Below are 18,188 nucleotides of genomic sequence, written 5' to 3' on the forward strand. Positions count from 1 at the left end.
GCTTTGATCGCCTGCGCTATCCTGCGCCTGGTGCTGCTGGGCCAATTTGCCGAGTTCATCGTGCTGCCGCTGCGCTTGCGCCAGACGCGACGCCGGTTCGCTCACATCCGAAATGTGCGACTGCCCCGATCGCCGAGCTTCGGTACTCACCAACATACCCTTGCCCGAGCGAATCGCCCCGACTGCATCGGTGCGCAGCTCGAAGCCTTCCCCACGCGCATCCTGCCGCCCCTGCCAATCCTCGATCCGAGTAATACTCCCGAGCGACAATTGACTTGCTTGATGATCGCTTCGCAGCTGCGTCTGAATGGCGTTGGCCGTGTCATCAAAAACCAAGTGATTGCTACGCCCGCCACCTCGGTTGCCGGTATCGCCCACGAGCTCGCGGCTGCGAATGCCCGTCAGCGCCCGCTGATGTGGCAACCGCCACGCCGGCAGGTTCATCGCACTCCCCACGCGCCCCGTTACAAGCGGATGGTCAGGGTTCCCGTCAATCCATTGAACGACCACCTCGGAGCCGATCCGGGGCAGCGCACTCATCCCTTGACTGCCGCCCGCCCAGCCGCTCGAGACGCGCACCCACGTCGTGTACTTGCCCTCTCGATCCCAATGAAATTGCAGCAGCACACGCCCGTACTCGTCGGTATAGAGGCTCTCGCCCTCGGGGCCGACCACGATCGCCGTCTGCGGCGCCAAGATGCGTGTATCGACGCTGTTCAATCCGCGCATCGGCCGCCACGGCGTGGTTTTCTTCACGCACGTGAATCGGTTGCTGTACGTCGCCTGCGCGCCGACACCCTGAAGGTAGTTGTTCGTCGCAACGTGATGCGCAAAGGTAATCAGATATTCATCGTCGAAATGGCTGGCGCTGATCGAATATCCGAAGTGGTCGGTTAGTTGAAACCACCGCCCCGGCATCACGAAGCGGTTGTTGCCGGTGGCCTCCCACTCACGTGCAATCGCCTCGATGGCTTCGATACGGCGACTGGTTTGCCACTCCCCGTCTTCCAGGTCGCGGTGCGCATACTGGCCTGCATAGTCGTACCATTCCAGCTTCTGCCCGCGATCACTCGCCCATGCGTCGGTGCGCGCATCGACGAACCCGCCGCTACGCGCGTTCAAATGGGGCATGGCCTTGAAGTCGGTGGTCGACTCACCAATGTGCGTGGACGTGACTTGTTGAATGAACGACCACGATGCGATCCCGTCCGCTTCCTGTGAACCGGCTTGGCTCTGGTAAGGAACCTTGGGGCTTTCACCGTCGATGACCGGCTCCTGGCGCCCTGGATCGGAGATGATCAGCTTGTGCTCCGTCGCCGTGTGCTCGTACCAGTAGCACAGCCCCAAGTGCTCCCAGCGGCGGTGGACGTAGTTATGGTCGTGCTCGCCAAACTGGCACGCCATCGTCATCGAAGGGTCCTTCTGATAGACCTTCCACTGCCAGACCGCCAGCGTGCCGTAATCGGAGAAGATCGTGGCGGTTTGGCCGCGGATATCCTGATCCAGGAACAGCCGGTTGTTCTTGCGTAGCGTCAGGTACCGAATCCACGGGCCCATTTCGGCTTCGTAAAAAACGATGCCCCCGTCGCTCCGCACGAGCCGAAACGAAAAAATATGTCCATTGAAATACCGATAGCTGCCATCGTTGCGCAGCAATTTCACCGCAATGAGCTTGCCGACGAACTCATTGGGATCGAGCTTTGCGTTATCCGACAGGATTTCGATCACGAATCGGAAATCGCGCGAGAGCGATTCCTCGCCTTCGAGACGATTCACCAACAGGATGTCGTACGGCGCTTTGCCATCCGGGAATGACAGCGTCAATAGCCGATTGTGCTGCATCCCCGTGGCGATCTTTCGCAGATCTTGAACAGACAAGTTCGTATTCATTAGCAAGCCTGACGAAGAAGTCGGCATTCAGAGTCGCGCGATTTTACATAGATTTTCTTCACGCCCAAATACCTCACAGCATTGTTAGGATCGGTCGATCGTTCGCAAAGCAAATATTTCCGATCCATTTATGGTTTTCGGCAATGATTGCCTACTTACAGCCCGTATTCACAATAGTGGCGATCCGCCTCTCACCGGCTCGCCTCGCCATAAAACGGCGCCGCTATGAGTGCTGGAGCCAATGACCAATTGAACGAAACTGTTGGACGGCGCGTATGGCGCAAAGAAGCGCTCCATGACGCGTGCGAAGACGGCGACGCTGTGCGCGACGAAGCGTTGCTCGTCGATTTCCAGCGTCACCTCGATCCCGCGCACCATCGCCGGCTGCGGCGCTCTCGCCATGAATGTCATGACCGCCCGGTGCTTCAGGCCCGTGATGCCGTCGACGTGCTGCGCTTGCGAAGGCGAAAGTTGCGCGAATTGCTGAAACAGTTGCTTGAGGGCCGGCAACCCGGCCTGAGTCAACCTTAATGCGTGGGGCGTCTGCTGACCAATGAGCCGCCACAATGCACCGTTGGTACGAGAAAGCTGAACGACCGATGTGGGCACGTGGAGCAACGCGATATTCTCGGTAGCTGATTTCTTGGCTGCCAGCCGCATGTCCCCACCCGATGCGCCGAACGGCAAGGAATGCGGCAAATCCCCATTGGTACACGTCACGTCCGCTACCAGTGTGTCCATCTCGGGGCCCGTCCTCACTCGAGCGTCGGTGCCCTCAAGACGCAGTGCCGCAGCGAGCCCGGTCTCAAGCGATGCGGGACCACTACGCTGCATGAATGTCCACGTGGAAGGTGCGTGACCGGTCATCAGCGCGGCCGACGAGCGCAGCCGAGTGCCTTGCGCGGTGCAAACCTGATCGACCGACCACACCTCGGTGTGTGCGTCGTTCTTGGCCTGCGCGTGGATCGGCCACACACCATTTTGCCGATCGTACTTGAGCGAGACGCCCTTTCTTTCGAATAAATTGACGACCGGTGTGCAGAACAACTTCAGGTGATCCGCCGATAGATGCGCGAGCTGCTGAGCGGCGCGCGAATTCGGCGGAACACCCGTCACCACCCAATGCAGCGTCAATTGTTCGGACTGCGGTTCGCCCGCCGGTTCGCCCTGTGCCGCCGCACACACCGACGCCAAATCGATGTCGACAAAATGGAAGCGCTCGGCATAAGCGAAGTATTCGCCAAGCAGCCCGAACGGCTGGCCGGGCTCTTTTGCATCTGTGACTAGCCAATCGTGCGGACCGAACCCCACCGGTGCAACGGCAATCGTCGGCAGCCGAGCCCAGCGTCCTTCACTGTCTTCGACATAAGCCCTCGCCGTGCGCAGCAGCATGGTATCCATCAGCGCCGCGACCACTGACGGTTGGCCGGCGAGATGGACCCGCAGCGTAGCCGGGGCGGCCACACCGAGGCGGCTGCCGGTCTTGGCAGAGCGGAAGGTCACAGAGAGCATGCCACTGGCATCGGGTGGCAGCTTGACGCTAAGGGGAGCCGTTGGCGTGGTCGCATACTGGGCTCGGGCGATTTCCACCGGCGCCAGCACGACGTTATACGTGGTTCGAAACAAACACCCGCCCTCCGTCGTCTTCAACTGCGTCCCACGCTCGATCCGGACGGATTCAGTCAAGCTATCGAACATCCCTGCCATGTCGAATTGTGCGACCGAGCACGACGGGAAGGGGCGAAGGTACTGCGGAAAGGTGCGTTCGATCAGTGCCTCGGACAACTCGGGATAGTCGTCATCGATTTTTGCGCTGTGGCGGGCGTGCAAAATGGCTGTCGATTGCACCATGCGTTCCACGCCCGCGTCATCCGAACGTCCATCGCTATTGACCGACAATCGCGTGGCCGCCTCCGGATTTCGCTGCGCGAACGCGCGCAAGTCCCGGCGCAGAATCTCCAGTTCTCGCTCGTAATAATGCCGAAGTAGATCGTCGTCGAACTCGTCGTGGCGTGTCGTCATCGGCAAAGATCTCCCTTTTCCATCACCCGAGAATCAAGTCGCTGCTGCGCGGCTTGCATCGCACAATCGGTTCGCCCGTATATTTCGAAAGGACGACCAGTTGAACAAAGCTATTGAGCTGCACGTAGTAACCGAGAAACATATCGATCGTGCCCACGAACGTTGCGATGCTGGCACCGACGAAATGCTTCTCGTCGAGAGTCACGCGCAATTCAGTCCCTGGCACTGCCGTCATGGTTGGGTTTCCCGGTAGCTCAATCGCGGCATCGCGCACCTCGACGCCCACGATCCCTTCGATGTGCCGCGATGTCACGGCGGAGCGCCGTAGGTCGTATAACACCAACGCCGCCTTGAGCGCGTCGACCCCGATATCGGCAAGCGAGAGATGATCGAGCGCAAGGTGCGTAGCAAACCTCAAATGCAACGCGTCGCTGCGTTCGAAGCGCAACGTCGGCGTCGGACGGCGCAGCATGGCCGCACCGATCGAGGGGCCATCATGCTCGTCGCTGTCCCGCAAGAACAAGTCGCCGCCCTCGAGCCCGATGGCGAGTCTGGAGGGCAGATTCCGGTTCGTGCAGGTCAGCTCGAGACTCAACGTATCGGTGTGCGACGCCATCGGATCGAAATCGGTGTCGATGACCGAAATCTCCGTTTCGTAGCCGGGGCTTGCCAAGGCCACCGCTGGGTCGCGGCGGGTGAGCCAGTAATGCACGGACCGTGGGTCATCGCCGTAGCGCTGCGAGAAAATCGGCCGGAACTCGATGACGCGGCTACGCGTTTGCGTTTGGCGCACGACGTTCACTGAATCGATCGAATAAATGTCGTAAGAGGCCGCGTGGCTTGCATCGGCCACGACCGGATACGCGACTGCCTGGTGCGTCACGCGGATAGGTTCGCCGGGGCGGCGAAACACATTGACGACGGGCGTCGAGAACAGGCGAAAGTGCGTGGCCGACAACGAGTCCAGCAGGCGCGCAGCGTGCGGGTTACCGTGGCCTTCCTTCAGCACCACGTACAGCGTCACGCTCCGGCATGGCCCCGCAGTATCGAGTATCGCGCCGAGGTCGATGTCGGCGAAATCGTGTTTCTCCGGGAAGCCGAAGTACTCCGCCAGGGGACGGTATGCCGGGTGCGATTTCCACGGATAGTCGAGCAGTGCATCGTCCTTATCGAATCCGGCCTGCGCGACGGGTACTGTCCGCAACGGCTTCCAGCTACCATCGCCATCAGCTTGCACATAGCCTGCCAGCGCATGAATGAACAATCCATCGGCGAGCGCCGCAATGAACGAGGATTCGCCATTCAAATGCGTGCGGACGCTACGCAGGCCGAGCGATCGTAAATCCAGGTGCGGCGCCGTCGATTCGAATGTCATCGACACGATCCCCGCCGCGTTCACCGGCAAAACGACAGGGGCCGCAGCCGCCGGCAGATAACGCGCCTCGCTGATCGCAAGCGGTGCAAGCGTCACGTCGTAGGCGGTCTTGAATCGACACTGAACACCGTTGATCGACCGGCTGACCAACTCCGTGCCACGTGCCAGCTTATGGGAGATCGGCTTACCGTCTGTGGCAGCCGTGACGGTAAACTGCGCAATCGAGCATGACGGGAACGGGCGCAGATAATGCGGATGCATCACGTCCAACAGCGCCTCGACACACTGCGGATAATCATCCTTGAGCTTCTTGCCGATGCGAGCATCGAGCAGCGCTATCGCCTGGATCAATTGCTCGATGTGCGGATCGTCGCCGTGCTCGTCCGCCGGCAAAAGGCGTCCCGCAATCTTGGGATAGCGCTGTGCAAAGCCCCCGGAATAACGGCGCAAATGCGATAGCTCGCGCTCGTAGTACGGCAGTAATTCTTCCATCTGGGTCTCAGGATCAGTGTGCTAGCCGGCCGGTGCGCCGCTATTGTTTTCGTGGCCTTCTTTTAGAGCCTCTTTGGGCGTGCGCGGCTGACCGAATATTGCAGCGTGGACGGTTGCAGCATGGCGTCGAAGTTGACGGGCTCCGAGGCCGGATGCACGACCAGCATTGCCTTGATGGCGAAGCACAGCAGGTTCGTGGACTGCACGTTCACTTCCAGTTCGACCTCGACCTGCTTGAGCCTGCGCTCGTGGCGTTCGATCGCGCGTTGAATCGACTTGCAGATGGTCTCCCGGTCGTCGTGACTGGCGAGACTGAGCCCTGCGAAATCGTTGAGCCCATAGGTCAGCACCGATCGCTGGCATTCGTCGAACCCGGCGAGGCGTTCGTCGGTGAATGTAATTCGGGCATTCAGAAGAGACTCGATATGGCGCGCGACCGTACCTTTGAGTTCGTCCAGCGACAGCTGCCGCACAACGGCGGACGCCGGCTGATTCGGGCCGTCGCCGAACAATTTGTCGAGCAGACTAGGTTCGAAACGGTTCATCTATTTTTTTGAAAGAATCCGTAGTGATGCACCCTCTCAAGTGCGAGGCGTATGATACAGGACCACTCCAGCGCCTGATGGAACGCTCGCGCTGCTGCCGAGAAAATCAGAAATATCTGAAAATGCTCGCCAGGTCGCAACGAGTTCCAGATGAAGCCGGCCAGGACTGGCGCTCGAACCATCCTGCTATCACTCGGTTTCGTGGCGCGAAGGCACACGTACCGCCCTGAGGCCCGACGGCAGCGGCGCCGAAGCCGCCGACCTCGACAAGGGAGGTCGATCCCGCGTCAGCGTGTAAACTGTCGGGTTTTTCGACTCCGTTCGTAAAGCCGTATCGTGACAGTCCCGCAGCGCTCAGCACTGAGCGGTCCGACACTTATTCGTCTGCTCGCCCGCCTGACAGACAGCAACGTCGCCGAACCCGCGCAGACGCTCTCGCAGCGCCTGACGGGGTGGCTCGATTGGACCGACGCCATTGCGCTCTCCTCGGCGCTCGGTGGGGGCGCGTCCGCCGCTGTCGTCGCCGACGCTCAACCGTTGGGCACGGCCGAAGCATGCGAAAGCGAGTGCCATCGCGTTCGTGCAACGCTGGCTCGCGCCATTGCCGGCGACAGCATATTGATGCCCGCAAGGCTCGCGACACGCGGAACGCCCGGGCGCGCATCAATACCCGTGCACGCGCCGCGGCGCAACGACAAGGGCGACGACGCAGCCGATTACACGCTCTTTCGACAGTGCTACCTCTCATTGCAGCAGAGCATGGAGACCCATATCGGCAATCTGCGCCGCCGCCTGAGGGCCACGCTGGCAATGCGCTCGAGCGCGATGGGCCGCCTTGCGTTGGTCGATGCTGCAATGGAGCGCGCGCTCGAAGCGCGCGAGCAACATCTGTTGAGCAGTGCGCCCGTTGCGCTGCGTGGGCATTTCGAGCGCCTGCGTACGGCCGAAGCCGAACGGTTGGCACACGGAGAAGCACAAGCGCAGGCTCAGGGCCGCCTCACCACGATCGAGCCCGGTGCGTGGCTGGACACGTTCCGCTACGACATGCAGTGTGTTCTGCACGCCGAGCTCGATCTTCGTTTTCAACCGGTGCAAGGGCTGCTTGCCGCCCTCCGCACCTGCTAATCCGGACCCAATGTTTAGGAATCCCATTCATCTCGCAGTGTTCCTGGCCGGTCTCGCCGTTCTTGCCTGGATTGGTACCGGCTATGTCGTCTCGAACCCGGTGGCGCTCATCGTCACGCTGTTGATCGGCGCGTGCTATGTCGCCGGCTCGGTCGAATTGCAACGCCATCATCGGGCTACGTCCGGACTGATCGAAGCAGTCTCGGACCTTGCCGAGCCGCCGCCCGCGCTTGGGGCGTGGCTCGAACGCGTACCCGCGAGCCTGCGCCATGCGGTGCGCCTGCGCATCGAAGGCGCGCGCGGCGCGTTGCCCTCGCCTACGCTCGCACCCTACCTGGTCGGCTTGCTCGTGCTGCTCGGCATGCTGGGTACGCTGCTCGGCATGATGGCGACGCTTCGCGGTACCGGTGCGGCGCTCGAAAGCGCCGCCGACCTTCAAGCGATCCGGGCTTCGTTGGCCGCGCCGGTGAAAGGGCTCGGCTTCGCGTTCGGCACCTCGATTGCCGGCGTCGCCACTTCGGCGATGCTGGGCCTGCTCGCCGCGTTTTGCCGACGCGAGCGCACGCAGGCCGTCGAGTTGCTCGATGCCAGGATCGCAACGACGCTGCGTGCGTTTTCGCCTGCGCATCAGCGCGACGAAGCGTTCCGATTGCTGCAGCGGCAGGCCGATGCGATGCCAACGCTGGTCGACCGGTTGCACGCCATGACCATCGCGATCGAACAGCAAAACCTGAAGTCGAACGAGCGGCAGCTGGCCAGCCAGGAAGCGTTTCACAGCAAGACGGAAGCGGCCTATCTGCGCCTTGCGTCGTCGGTCGAGCAATCGCTGAAAGAGAGCATCGCCGAAAACGCCCGCCACGCGGGGGCCATGCTCCAGCCGGTCGTCGAAACCACGATGGCCGGCCTCGAACGCGAGAGCGTCGCGCTGCGCGACAGCATCGCTCGGTCGGTGGAGCGCCAGCTCGATGGGTTATCGAAAGGCTTCGAAACGTCGAGCGCCGCGGTGGCGCAGATCTGGAACGGCGCGCTGGATGCGCATCGGCAATCGAACGAGGCGCTCGTCGCGCGCCTGAGCGCGTCGGCGCAACAGTATGTGGATGCAGCGGCTGCCCAATTCGAGCAGCATTCGGCGTCTTTGCTCCAGTCCACGGGTGAAGCGCACGTCCGGTTGGCCGATCTGCTCGCATCGCGCGACGAAACACGACTCGCGGCCTGGGCCCAACGGCTTGAAACAATGGCCGCGGCTTTGAGTCAGGAATGGGAGCGCGCGGGTGCCGGCAACGCAAGCCGCCAGCAGGAGATCTGCGATACGTTGTCCCGCACGATGCGCGAAACGGCAGCCCACACGCAGGCCCATGCAAGCGAGACGATCGCCGAGATTGCGCGCCTGATGCAAGCCGCATCGGAGGCACCGAAGCTCGCGGCCGAAGTCGTCGCGCAATTGCGTCAGAAGCTGTCCGACAGCATGGCGCGCGATACGGCGATGCTCGAAGAGCGCAGCAGAATGCTGGCGACGTTCAATACGCTGCTCGATGCGGTCAACGACGCTTCGACTCGTCAACGCTCGGCCGTGGACGAGCTGATTGCGACCTCCTCGGGTCTGCTCGAACGCGCAGGCCAGCGCTTCACCGAAACGCTCGGATCCGAGTCGGACAAGCTCGGCACCGTTGTCGCGCAGATGACGAGCAGCGCAATCGAAGTGGCGAGTCTTTCGGAAGCATTCGGCGCTGCCGCACAGTTGTTCGGCGACGCGAACGAGAAACTCGTCGCGCATCTGGAGCGCATCGAAGCGGCACTCGACAAATCGCTCGCCCGCAGCGATGACCAACTCGCCTACTACGTCGCCCAAGCGCGGGAAGTCATCGATCTGAGCATGATGTCGCAAAAGCAGATCGTCGAAGATTTGCAACGGCTCGCCACGCAGCGCACGCCGGAATCCGCCGGAGCCGAGGCGGCATGAGCGAGGAAATCGAAGCCGGCGCCGAATCGGGCGCGCCGATCTGGGCCGCCTTCGGCGATCTGATGTCGGTTCTGCTCGGTGTGTTCGTGCTGATCCTGGTGGGCGTCATCGGCGTTCAAATGGAGCTCTCCACACAGCTCGACAAAGAGATCAAGGAACGGCAGCTCGAAGCGCAGCGGCGCAAAACACTGGAGCAGGCGCTGGCCGGGCCGCTCGCGGCGGGCCGCGTGACGCTCGTCGACGGACACATCGGCATTAGCGGCAGCCTGCTCTTCGCGCTCAACTCGGACCAACTGCAGCCGAAGGGGCGCGAGTTGCTCAAGAGCCTTGCAGGGCCGCTGGCGGCCTATTTACGAGGTCACGAGGAAATCCTGATGGTCAGCGGTTTCGCGGACGATCTGCAGGTTCGCGAAGGCAACCGGCACTTTGCCGACAACTGGGAACTCTCGGCCAAGCGTGCGCTCACCGTGACGCGCGCGTTGATCGACGAAGGCATTCCACCGTCGTCGGTTTTTGCGGCCGCGTTCGGCTCCCAACAGCCCGTGAGTTCGAATGCGGACGAACAAGGCCGGGCCAGGAATCGACGCGTCGAACTCGCGCCGATGCCAAAGGCGGCGGCCTCCACCCCGAGGTCCCATGGCTAGCGAGGCCCTCGATCCAGCCTCGATGCTGCAAGCATGGCGCGAAAGCGGTGCCGATCGCGTGAAGCCGGTGCGCTTCCGAGCGATCGAAGCGCTCGCACGCCGGGCCGCGTACCAGACGGGCGAGGTGCGTCGCCTTCTGGACGAGCGAATCGCAGGGTTGATCGACGCCTATGCCGAAGACCTTGAAAAAGCCGCGCCGGTTGCGGTTGAGCGCGACATGCCGATGGCGCCAAACCCCTGCCCGCGTAGCGCGCTGGCCGAGCTCGTCGACCAGATGGCCGCGAATCGTGCGCCCAGCGATGGCGATCGTCCTGCAATCGGCGGCACGGCAGGTCCATCGCGGTTCGATCCCGAGCCGGAAGCACTCGATTATTTCAGGCACACGTGGTCCAAGCTCAGCACCGAGCGCCGGTTACGCGAATCGCACGAACAGGTGCCCGGCAATGCGGGGCCGCTCAATTCCGAGAGCCTCGTATATCGCTCGCTCTCGTTGATGCGCGAGCTGTCCCCGGAGTACCTGCGGCAATTCCTGGGCTATGTCGACGCACTGTCCTGGATCGAACAATTGAACGAAAGCGAGGGGATGGCGGCGAAAGATGGCGCGCGTCCCGCCTCTGTCAAAAAGAGCGCGCGCGGCAAATCGCGCTGACGCGAACGCCGTCGCTGCAAACAGCCGCCTTGTGCCCGCACGTTACTGCAACGTGCCCCAACGTTCGACCGCCGGCTCGGCCGACGCCCATTTCCATCGGCTGTCCTGCTGACACGCGCTCGCCGCATACCAGTGCTGCGGCGCGCCGGGCTTTTCCCCATCGACAACCGAGAACACGAACTCCTTGCAGCTCGCGAGCGGCGTCGCGAAAGCGCGCGTCACGCGTACCTCGCCGTGGCCGTTTTCGAGCGGGATGCGGTGCTTGACACGCCACGGACGCGTTTGCCCAACGTCCATCTCACCGGCCGCGCTGGAAATCGCGTCCTGTTGATCGGTATGCATCGAACGCGTGTAGCGCTTGACCGCCTCGTCCGTTGCGCCCTGCACCGCAATGCCGACGCCGATACCGACGGCAGGATTGGCCGACACCAGACCTGTCGCCGCACCGGCAACGGCACCCGCCGCAGCCCCCACCGATGCGCAACCGCTCAAAGCAAGACCCGCGTAAATGGAAAACGTCCCTACTGCGATCAGGCGCATCAACGGCAAGCGTGGGGTCATCGGCCCGCTCATTGCAGCGCGCCCCAACGTTCTGTGGCGGGTTCGGCTGATGCCCACTTCCATGCATTGCCGTCCTGACAAACGGCGGCGACGTAGAACGCGCTCGACGCCGGCGTATCCTTTTTCGCGGGCCGATCGACCGAGAACACGATTTCCTTGCAATCGAGCGCGCCCTGGCTGATGACACGGCTCACCGTGACACGTCCGTGCTCGTCCTCTTCGATGGGCACCGAATGCGTCGCGCTCCAATTCGCCACTGCCCCGACGCCGAGCGGCCCGGCCACTTTGGCGATGCTGTCCTGGGTGTCGCGATGGACGATTCGCTGGGAGAACTGAACACCAGCTCGTGCTGCTGCGACGGCGCCGAGGCCGATGCCCGCCGCCGTCGCAGCGTTGTGCGTGACCGTGCTGGCGACTGCGGCACCGGCAACGCCGGCGCCTGCTGTCGCACCTTCCGTATAGAGCGAGTTGCAGCCGGCAAGCGCGGCGCCAAGCGTGGCCGCGACGACCGCCAGCACGGCGCGGGATACGATGAACGAACCGCTGCGCCAAGCGGCATGATGTCCGAGATCTTTCATGCGTTCAGTGTTCGATGGTGGTGCGAGCCCGGCGTCGAGCAGGCGCGGGATCGCAGGGTTTTCCGTGCCGCAGCATGGTACAGGATGGTGTGCGCCGTGCAACTCGAAAAACGCAAAGAATTGCAAACCGCGGCAAGCGGCAGCAAACGGTGCTTGCGCGTCGCGTATCGGCCAGTATCTGTTCGCGTCGCCTTGCGCGCAACTATCTGTCAGGAACTCCGTCCCCTCTTTTCGGGTCACTGACACTGACGTGCGGAGAATCGAGACATCGCGCGCCGCTCACATCATCAGGAGAATCCATGCAACGCCGTCAATTCATTGCGATGACGAGTGCCCTCGTGGCTTCGGGCGGACTCTCGCTGGCCGGATGCACGACCACGCCCGCTTCGTCGAGCGCCACGCCCGAGGCCAATGCCGGACGGCGTCAGTCGATCGATGCCGACGTCAACTCGACGCTGTCCCGGCTCTACGCCACCGTCAACGGTTCTAGGGAACTCGTCGGCAAGGCGCGCGGGGTGCTCGTGTTTCCCTCGGTCATTTCGGCCGGCTTCTGGTTCGGTGGCCAATACGGCCAGGGCGCCTTGCGTATAGGCGAGCAGACGAGCGGCTACTACAGCATCGCGGCCGCATCGTTCGGACTGCAGATCGGTGCGCAATCCAAAGCCATCGTCATGCTGTTCATGACGCAAGAGGCGCTCGACAAATTCGTCAACAGCCAAGGGTGGGCGGCGGGCGTCGATGCCACGGTGGCCGTACTCCATGTCGGGGCGAACGGCAACGTCGATACCTCGACGACGCTGAGCCCCGTGGAAGCATTCGTTCTGACGAATGCGGGATTGATGGCAGGCGTCTCGCTCGAGGGCACCAAGATCTCGCGGCTCGTTATCTGAACTGTGCGGAGGCGCCTGCGGCGCGCATCATTGCGAGGCGAACCGCTCGCGATACGCCTGTGGTGTCGCGCGTAGCAGACGGATAAACGTGCGGCGCATCGTTTCTTCCGTGCCGAATCCGCACCGGGAGGCGATGCGTTTGATCGACCATGACGTTTCGCCAAGCAAGCGCTGCGCGGCTTCCACGCGAAACTGCTCGACCGTTCGCGCCGGCGTGCGGCCCGTCTCGGCGCGGTAGTGCCGCATGAAGCTGCGTTCGCTCATGCGGGCGCGGCGCGCCAATGCCGGTATCGAGAGGTCGGCGCCCAGATGCTCGGCCATCCATGTATGCAGCTCGGCGAATGGGTCGCCCGCTTGTTGCATCGACAGCAACGCGCTGAACTGCGCCTGCCCGCCGGGGCGTTTCATGAAGACCACGAGCTCGCGCGCAACATCGAGGGCGGCGGGCCTGCCGAGGTCTTCTTCGACGAGCGCCAGCGCCAGATCGATGCCTGCGGTCACACCGGCCGATGTCCATATCGCGCCGTCCCGAATGAAGATCGGGTCCGCTTCCACCTGAAGCGCGGGATAGCGTTTCGCCAATTGCTCGCAGCGGCTCCAGTGCGTCGCTACGCGACGCCCGTCGAGCAGGCCGGCTTCCGCCAGCACGAAGGCTCCGCTGCATACCGACACGACACGTCTCGCGCCACTCGCCTGCTTACGAACCCAGCGCGTCAGCCTCGCGTCCTGCGACGCTGCCTCGACCCCTCTGCCGCCTGGAACGATCAGTGTATCGATGCCTTTTGCGGCCGAACGGAGTCCATCGGCTACCACGGCAAGCCCTGACGAGGTGATTACCGCGCCGGGCTCCGCTGCGACGACACGCGCCGCATACGGCCTCGCCCGCCCACTTTCCGCAGCCAGCTCGTTGGCCGAGGCGAAAACCTGTAGCGGCCCGGTGATATCGAGCAACTGCGCATCGGGGAACGCGAGAATCAGAATCGGAAGCATCGCCTGGATAATCGGCTTCTAAATCGACGTGGCAGGAAACGTGGGTTAAATGGCATTTCTGCCATACGGTACACGCATAGAATGGTCTTGTCGACGGGCGATCCGCGCTGGCCGCAGCGAACCGGCATCGTTCCGTTTCATTCCATCGCCGAGGTACCTCATGACACTGCAAGTAGGCTTTCTCGTATTCCCCGAAGTTCAGCAACTCGATCTGACCGGGCCGCACGACGTGCTCACATCGCTACCGGATACCACGGTGCACTTGGTCTGGAAAACACGAGCGCCCGTTGCCTCGAGCAGCGGACTGCTGCTGACGCCGAGCATCAGTTTCAGCGACTGCCCCCAGCTCGACGTCATCTGCATACCGGGCGGCAGCGGCGTGACGAACTTGATGCGCGACGAGGAAACGGTCGCGTTCGTTCTCAAGCAAGCAGCCGGCGCGCGTTATGTCACCTCCGTTTGCACTGGCTCGCTACTGCTGGGTGCCGCGGGGCTATTGCGTGGCCGACGCGCCACGACGCACTGGGCATTTCATTCGCTGCTCGAACCGCTGGGCGCCATTGCGACGCACGGCCGCGTCGTTCGCGATGGCAATCTGTTGACGGGTGGCGGCGTCACGGCCGGCATCGACTTCGCATTGACCATCGCGGCGGAACTGGCGGGCGACGATGAAGCTCAGGCGATCCAGTTGGAGCTCGAATACGCGCCCGCGCCGCCGTTCGAGTCGGGCAGTCCCGATACGGCGCCCGCTCATATTCTGGCGATGGGCAAGGCGCGTTCGGCCGCTTCGCTTGCAAAGCGAGCCGCAGTCGTCAATGAGATCGTGGACGCGTCACGGGCGTGAGCGTGGCGCGTTGCGCTTTGTATCGATAATCGACGGAGCCATGCATTGAAAGTTATTCGAAGCAAAGCGTTCCAAGGCAGGCGCGCCTGGGACGCTATCGATATCGCCAATATGGCCGGCACGACGGTGCGCCTGCACTGGACCGATCAGCCGTATCGATGGCACATCAATGACGGTGAAGAGGTGTTTGCGGTACTCGACGGTGTGGTGGACATGCATTATCGAAGCGCCGGGATCGAGCATGTCGCCACGCTCGAAACGGGGGACGTCTTCTTCGCCGATATTGGCTGCGAGCATGTAGCCCACCCGCGCGGGGTGGCGCGCATTCTCGTGGTCGAGCGTGAGGGGAGTGTGTAGTAGCCGGGAGCGAGTAACTGTAACGTTACTCACGCTCGAACGATCGCACCTGCAACAACGGCGGAAAAAGCTTCATCCAAAGCAACGTAATCCCGATCGTCCCGATACCCCCAACGAGCACAGCCGCGCGCGCCCCCCACCATCCGGCCGTGATACCCGATTCGAACTCGCCCAATTGATTCGACGTGCCAATGAAAAGCGAGTTGACCGCACTCACCCGCCCGAGCATGTCGTCGGGGGTACGCAATTGCACGAGCGACGACCGGACGACGACGCTGATCACGTCCGAGGCGCCCAGCGTGGCAAGCGCGATCAGCGAAACGAAAAAATTCGTCGACAAGCCGAAGACGATCGTTGCAGCGCCAAACACGATCACGCCGCCGAGCATCGCCGCGCCGGGCCGCGTGCGCAGCGGAAACCGCGCAAACCAAAGCGTGCCGAGGAGCGCGCCCGCAGCGGGCGCCGAGCGCAGCGCACCCAAACCCCAAGGTCCGGTCAATAGGACATCGCGCGCAAAAATCGGCAACAGCGCGGTAGCGCCGCCGAACAGTACGGCAAAAAGGTCGAGCGAAAGCGCCCCGAGAATGACCGGGTCGCGGCGAATGAACGCGATGCCCGAGAACACGGACTCGAACGTCACGGGCGCACGCGAGACAGGTTTCGCGCGCAACGGGATCGAAACGACGAGACCCGCCGCGGCGAGAAAACCGATGAAGCAAGCGAGATAGACCGCGCTCGGGCCGACCCCGTAGAGGACACCCCCACACGCCGGTCCAAGAATCTGTGCGACCTGGTTCGCGGAACTCGATAGCGCGGTCGCGCGCGGCAACTCGCTGCGCGGCACCACAGCCGGCAGCAGCGAAGCCACGCACGGCGCCTCGAACGCGCGCGCCGCCCCCACCCCGGCCGCCAGCGCATAAATCGCGGGGGCGGTGAGCCATCCGCCAAGCGTGCCCAGCAGGAAAATACCGGCGGCCAACGCTTCGATCGACTGGCAGACCGCGATGATGCGTCGGCGATCATAGCGGTCGGCAACGTGCCCGACGACGAGCGTCAGTGCGAACATCGGCAGAAACTGCGCGAGCCCGACCAGACCGAGCGCGAAAGCGCTATGCGTCAATGCATACATATGCCAGCCGATCGCGACGGCGAGCATCTGAAACGAAAGCGACGATAACCCCCGCGTCCCCCAAAAACGCCGAAAGGAACCGCGATGTATTGAGCTTTGTGGAGAGTCGAGGGATTCCACGGGTTGCGGCGTTTGCACTGTCATGAGTATCGCCACGTCCGCCCGAAGCGGCGCAGCCTTCGAATTGTCGGGCGCGGTTTTTGGTCTAAGCCGGAGAGTGTAGAGCATCTTCCCATACCGCATCTTCGTAGTCCGGCGAGGAAATCATCCATGCACCGAGAAACCACCCGTTCCGACGATACGAGCGACTGCGCCACGAGTTGCGTCATAATGGCGGACTGCCTGGCGTTACAATCTCGCGGTACCTCTCCTACCCCGAATCAACGGTTTTCCTCATGAGCACAATTCTCGAGAGTCTTCCGACCGGCCAAAAGGTCGGCATCGCCTTCTCCGGCGGCCTTGACACGAGCGCCGCGCTGCATTGGATGCGCATCAAGGGCGCCGTCCCCTATGCGTATACGGCGAACCTGGGCCAACCCGACGAGGACGATTACGACTCGATCCCGCGCCGCGCGACGCAATACGGCGCCGAAGGCGCGCGCCTCGTGGATTGCCGCGCGCAACTCGTCGCCGAGGGCCTCGCGGCTCTGCAATGCGGTGCATTCCACATTTCGACGGCGGGCGTGACGTATTTCAACACCACGCCGATCGGCCGCGCCGTGACGGGCACGATGCTCGTCGCCGCGATGAAGGAAGACGGCGTCAACATCTGGGGCGACGGTAGCACCTACAAGGGCAACGATATCGAGCGCTTTTACCGCTACGGTCTGCTCGTGAATCCGGACCTCAAGATTTACAAGCCGTGGCTCGATCAACAGTTCATCGACGAACTGGGCGGCCGTGCCGAAATGTCGGAGTTCATGCGGCAGGCGGGCTTCGGATACAAAATGTCGGCGGAAAAGGCTTATTCGACCGATTCGAATCTGCTCGGCGCGACGCATGAAGCCAAGGATCTCGAGAGCCTCGAAAGCGGCATCAAGATCGTCAATCCGATCATGGGGGTCGCGTTCTGGCGCGATGACGTACAAATCGCCAAGGAAGAGGTCGCCGTCCGTTTCGAGCAAGGCCGTCCCGTGGCGCTGAACGGCGTCGAGTTCACGGATGCCGTGGAGCTGATGCTCGAAGCGAACCGGATCGGCGGCCGCCACGGCCTCGGCATGAGCGATCAGATCGAAAACCGGATCATCGAAGCCAAAAGCCGCGGTATCTACGAAGCCCCGGGGCTCGCGTTGCTCCATATCGCCTATGAGCGCCTCGTCACGGGTATTCACAACGAGGACACGATCGAGCAATACCGCGAAAACGGCCGTCGGCTGGGCCGCCTGCTCTATCAAGGCCGCTGGTTCGATCCCCAGGCCATCATGCTGCGCGAAACGGCCCAGCACTGGGTGGCCCGCGCCGTGACGGGCGAGGTCAAGATCGAACTGCGCCGCGGCAACGATTATTCGATTCTCAGCACGAAGTCGCCCAATCTGACCTATCAGCCGGAGCGGCTCTCGATGGAGAAGGTGCAATCGACGTTCTCGCCGCGTGACCGAATCGGCCAACTCACGATGCGGAACCTCGATATCACCGATACGCGCGAGAAGCTGCGGATCTACTCGCAAGTCGGCCTGCTGACCCCCGGCGAGGCGTCGGCCTTGCCGCAATTGAAAGACGGCGGCGAATAAAAACGGGCGCTGTAGCGCCCATTCGCATCGCTCGGCTGGCCGGAAGGACAAAAGGGAGTGCCGTAGTGTTCGGCGCTCCCTTTTGTTTAGTTCAGCCAATAAATGGTGCAGGGGTCGTCGGGCGACATCGAGCATGCGCCCAGCGGCCACGCGGTACCCGCTTTCACGATTTCATGGACGGCGTCCCGCGCTTCCGGGCTTCGCCCATACACCACGACGGCAAAACACATCAGGCCGAATAGGGTGACGACGGAAAAGGCAAATTTCTCAAAAGCTTTCATCTGACGAATCGAAACTGGAAACGGGATCGGTTCGTCATTATATCGAAAATACCTACGGGTTTTCCCGTAGTTTCGACGCTCCGCAGCAAATGTGCGGCGTGTACGCCACACCTGCGCTCTAATGGA

General features: G+C 62.5%; 17 protein-coding genes. 8 read left to right on the forward strand and 9 right to left on the reverse strand.

Annotated features, from left to right (window positions below; genetic code table 11):
* The 4 genes from VGL01_RS15105 to tssE form a co-directional block, all read right to left on the reverse strand.
* On the reverse strand, window positions 1–1,917 hold a 1,917-nt coding region (locus tag VGL01_RS15105), incomplete at its 3' end, for a type VI secretion system Vgr family protein (protein ID WP_331570658.1).
* A gap of 141 nt (window positions 1,918–2,058) precedes the next feature.
* Entirely contained in the window at window positions 2,059–3,912 is a 1,854-nt protein-coding gene (gene tssF / locus VGL01_RS15110) for a type VI secretion system baseplate subunit TssF (protein WP_331570659.1), read from the reverse strand.
* A 22-nt stretch (window positions 3,913–3,934) separates the two neighbouring features.
* Window positions 3,935–5,779 (reverse strand): type VI secretion system baseplate subunit TssF, encoded by a 1,845-nt coding sequence (gene tssF / locus VGL01_RS15115; protein WP_331570660.1) that lies wholly within the window; start codon window positions 5,777–5,779, stop codon window positions 3,935–3,937.
* A gap of 62 nt (window positions 5,780–5,841) precedes the next feature.
* Entirely contained in the window at window positions 5,842–6,324 is a 483-nt protein-coding gene (tssE, locus tag VGL01_RS15120; RefSeq protein WP_331570662.1) for a type VI secretion system baseplate subunit TssE, read from the reverse strand.
* 333 nt (window positions 6,325–6,657) lie between these two features.
* Here tssE and VGL01_RS15125 point away from each other — a divergent pair, with 333 nt between their 5' ends.
* The 4 genes from VGL01_RS15125 to VGL01_RS15140 are packed head-to-tail and all read left to right on the forward strand — an operon-like array spanning window position 6,658 to window position 10,702.
* A complete protein-coding gene (locus VGL01_RS15125) occupies window positions 6,658–7,449 on the forward strand; it encodes a DUF3348 domain-containing protein (protein WP_331570711.1) in 792 nt (263 codons plus the stop codon).
* A 10-nt stretch (window positions 7,450–7,459) separates the two neighbouring features.
* Window positions 7,460–9,409: a DUF802 domain-containing protein gene (locus VGL01_RS15130; protein WP_331570664.1), complete on the forward strand. Its 1,950-nt coding sequence runs from the start codon at window positions 7,460–7,462 to the stop codon at window positions 9,407–9,409.
* Window positions 9,406–10,053, forward strand: coding sequence for an OmpA family protein (locus VGL01_RS15135; protein WP_331570666.1), 648 nt, complete (start codon window positions 9,406–9,408; stop codon window positions 10,051–10,053). The genes VGL01_RS15130 and VGL01_RS15135 overlap by 4 nt, the downstream gene beginning before the upstream one ends.
* On the forward strand, window positions 10,046–10,702 hold the full coding sequence (locus VGL01_RS15140) for a DUF2894 domain-containing protein (RefSeq protein WP_331570668.1): 657 nt from the start codon (window positions 10,046–10,048) through the stop codon (window positions 10,700–10,702). The genes VGL01_RS15135 and VGL01_RS15140 overlap by 8 nt, the downstream gene beginning before the upstream one ends.
* A 42-nt stretch (window positions 10,703–10,744) precedes the next feature.
* Here VGL01_RS15140 and VGL01_RS15145 read toward each other — a convergent pair whose 3' ends face one another.
* Both VGL01_RS15145 and VGL01_RS15150 read right to left on the reverse strand, forming a co-directional pair.
* Window positions 10,745–11,242, reverse strand: coding sequence for a hypothetical protein (locus tag VGL01_RS15145; RefSeq protein WP_331570713.1), 498 nt, complete (start codon window positions 11,240–11,242; stop codon window positions 10,745–10,747).
* A gap of 29 nt (window positions 11,243–11,271) precedes the next feature.
* Entirely contained in the window at window positions 11,272–11,841 is a 570-nt protein-coding gene (locus VGL01_RS15150) for a hypothetical protein (protein ID WP_331570670.1), read from the reverse strand.
* Window positions 11,842–12,140: 299 nt separating this feature from the next.
* Between VGL01_RS15150 and VGL01_RS15155 the strand changes: the two genes are divergently transcribed.
* Window positions 12,141–12,731 (forward strand): BPSL1445 family SYLF domain-containing lipoprotein, encoded by a 591-nt coding sequence (locus tag VGL01_RS15155; protein ID WP_331570672.1) that lies wholly within the window; start codon window positions 12,141–12,143, stop codon window positions 12,729–12,731.
* A gap of 27 nt (window positions 12,732–12,758) precedes the next feature.
* Here VGL01_RS15155 and VGL01_RS15160 read toward each other — a convergent pair whose 3' ends face one another.
* The gene (locus VGL01_RS15160) at window positions 12,759–13,721 is read right to left on the reverse strand and encodes a GlxA family transcriptional regulator (RefSeq protein WP_331570674.1); all 963 of its coding nucleotides are present in this window, start codon (window positions 13,719–13,721) and stop codon (window positions 12,759–12,761) included.
* Window positions 13,722–13,881: 160 nt separating this feature from the next.
* Here VGL01_RS15160 and VGL01_RS15165 point away from each other — a divergent pair, with 160 nt between their 5' ends.
* Both VGL01_RS15165 and VGL01_RS15170 read left to right on the forward strand, forming a co-directional pair.
* Window positions 13,882–14,565, forward strand: coding sequence for a DJ-1/PfpI family protein (locus VGL01_RS15165; RefSeq protein WP_331570676.1), 684 nt, complete (start codon window positions 13,882–13,884; stop codon window positions 14,563–14,565).
* A 45-nt stretch (window positions 14,566–14,610) separates the two neighbouring features.
* Window positions 14,611–14,922: a cupin gene (locus VGL01_RS15170; RefSeq protein WP_331570678.1), complete on the forward strand. Its 312-nt coding sequence runs from the start codon at window positions 14,611–14,613 to the stop codon at window positions 14,920–14,922.
* A gap of 25 nt (window positions 14,923–14,947) precedes the next feature.
* On the opposite strand, the gene VGL01_RS15175 is transcribed toward VGL01_RS15170, so the two are convergent.
* Entirely contained in the window at window positions 14,948–16,195 is a 1,248-nt protein-coding gene (locus VGL01_RS15175) for an MFS transporter (protein WP_331570679.1), read from the reverse strand.
* Between the two features lie 251 nt (window positions 16,196–16,446).
* On the opposite strand from VGL01_RS15175, the gene argG reads away from it, so the two are divergent.
* Window positions 16,447–17,781, forward strand: coding sequence for an argininosuccinate synthase (gene argG, locus VGL01_RS15180; protein WP_331570681.1), 1,335 nt, complete (start codon window positions 16,447–16,449; stop codon window positions 17,779–17,781).
* A gap of 86 nt (window positions 17,782–17,867) precedes the next feature.
* Here the strand turns inward: argG and VGL01_RS15185 are convergent, their stop codons facing one another.
* On the reverse strand, window positions 17,868–18,062 hold the full coding sequence (locus VGL01_RS15185; RefSeq protein ID WP_173256948.1) for a hypothetical protein: 195 nt from the start codon (window positions 18,060–18,062) through the stop codon (window positions 17,868–17,870).
* Window positions 18,063–18,188: the final 126 nt, after the last annotated feature.

The organism is Trinickia sp. (assembly GCF_036503415.1).
Taxonomy (GTDB): domain Bacteria; phylum Pseudomonadota; class Gammaproteobacteria; order Burkholderiales; family Burkholderiaceae; genus Trinickia.

What these genes read in the sequence shown, in the direction of transcription:
- tssF (WP_331570659.1), bottom strand. Translation starts at nt 3,912, where the DNA reads ATGACGACACGCCACGACGAGTTCGACGACGATCTACTTCGGCATTAT.
- tssF (WP_331570660.1), bottom strand. Translation starts at nt 5,779, where the DNA reads ATGGAAGAATTACTGCCGTACTACGAGCGCGAGCTATCGCATTTGCGC.
- tssE (WP_331570662.1), bottom strand. Translation starts at nt 6,324, where the DNA reads ATGAACCGTTTCGAACCTAGTCTGCTCGACAAATTGTTCGGCGACGGC.
- VGL01_RS15130 (WP_331570664.1), top strand. Translation starts at nt 7,460, where the DNA reads ATGTTTAGGAATCCCATTCATCTCGCAGTGTTCCTGGCCGGTCTCGCC.
- VGL01_RS15135 (WP_331570666.1), top strand. Translation starts at nt 9,406, where the DNA reads ATGAGCGAGGAAATCGAAGCCGGCGCCGAATCGGGCGCGCCGATCTGG.
- VGL01_RS15140 (WP_331570668.1), top strand. Translation starts at nt 10,046, where the DNA reads ATGGCTAGCGAGGCCCTCGATCCAGCCTCGATGCTGCAAGCATGGCGC.
- VGL01_RS15145 (WP_331570713.1), bottom strand. Translation starts at nt 11,242, where the DNA reads ATGCGCCTGATCGCAGTAGGGACGTTTTCCATTTACGCGGGTCTTGCT.
- VGL01_RS15150 (WP_331570670.1), bottom strand. Translation starts at nt 11,841, where the DNA reads ATGAAAGATCTCGGACATCATGCCGCTTGGCGCAGCGGTTCGTTCATC.
- VGL01_RS15155 (WP_331570672.1), top strand. Translation starts at nt 12,141, where the DNA reads ATGCAACGCCGTCAATTCATTGCGATGACGAGTGCCCTCGTGGCTTCG.
- VGL01_RS15160 (WP_331570674.1), bottom strand. Translation starts at nt 13,721, where the DNA reads ATGCTTCCGATTCTGATTCTCGCGTTCCCCGATGCGCAGTTGCTCGAT.
- VGL01_RS15165 (WP_331570676.1), top strand. Translation starts at nt 13,882, where the DNA reads ATGACACTGCAAGTAGGCTTTCTCGTATTCCCCGAAGTTCAGCAACTC.
- VGL01_RS15175 (WP_331570679.1), bottom strand. Translation starts at nt 16,195, where the DNA reads ATGACAGTGCAAACGCCGCAACCCGTGGAATCCCTCGACTCTCCACAA.
- argG (WP_331570681.1), top strand. Translation starts at nt 16,447, where the DNA reads ATGAGCACAATTCTCGAGAGTCTTCCGACCGGCCAAAAGGTCGGCATC.
- VGL01_RS15185 (WP_173256948.1), bottom strand. Translation starts at nt 18,062, where the DNA reads ATGAAAGCTTTTGAGAAATTTGCCTTTTCCGTCGTCACCCTATTCGGC.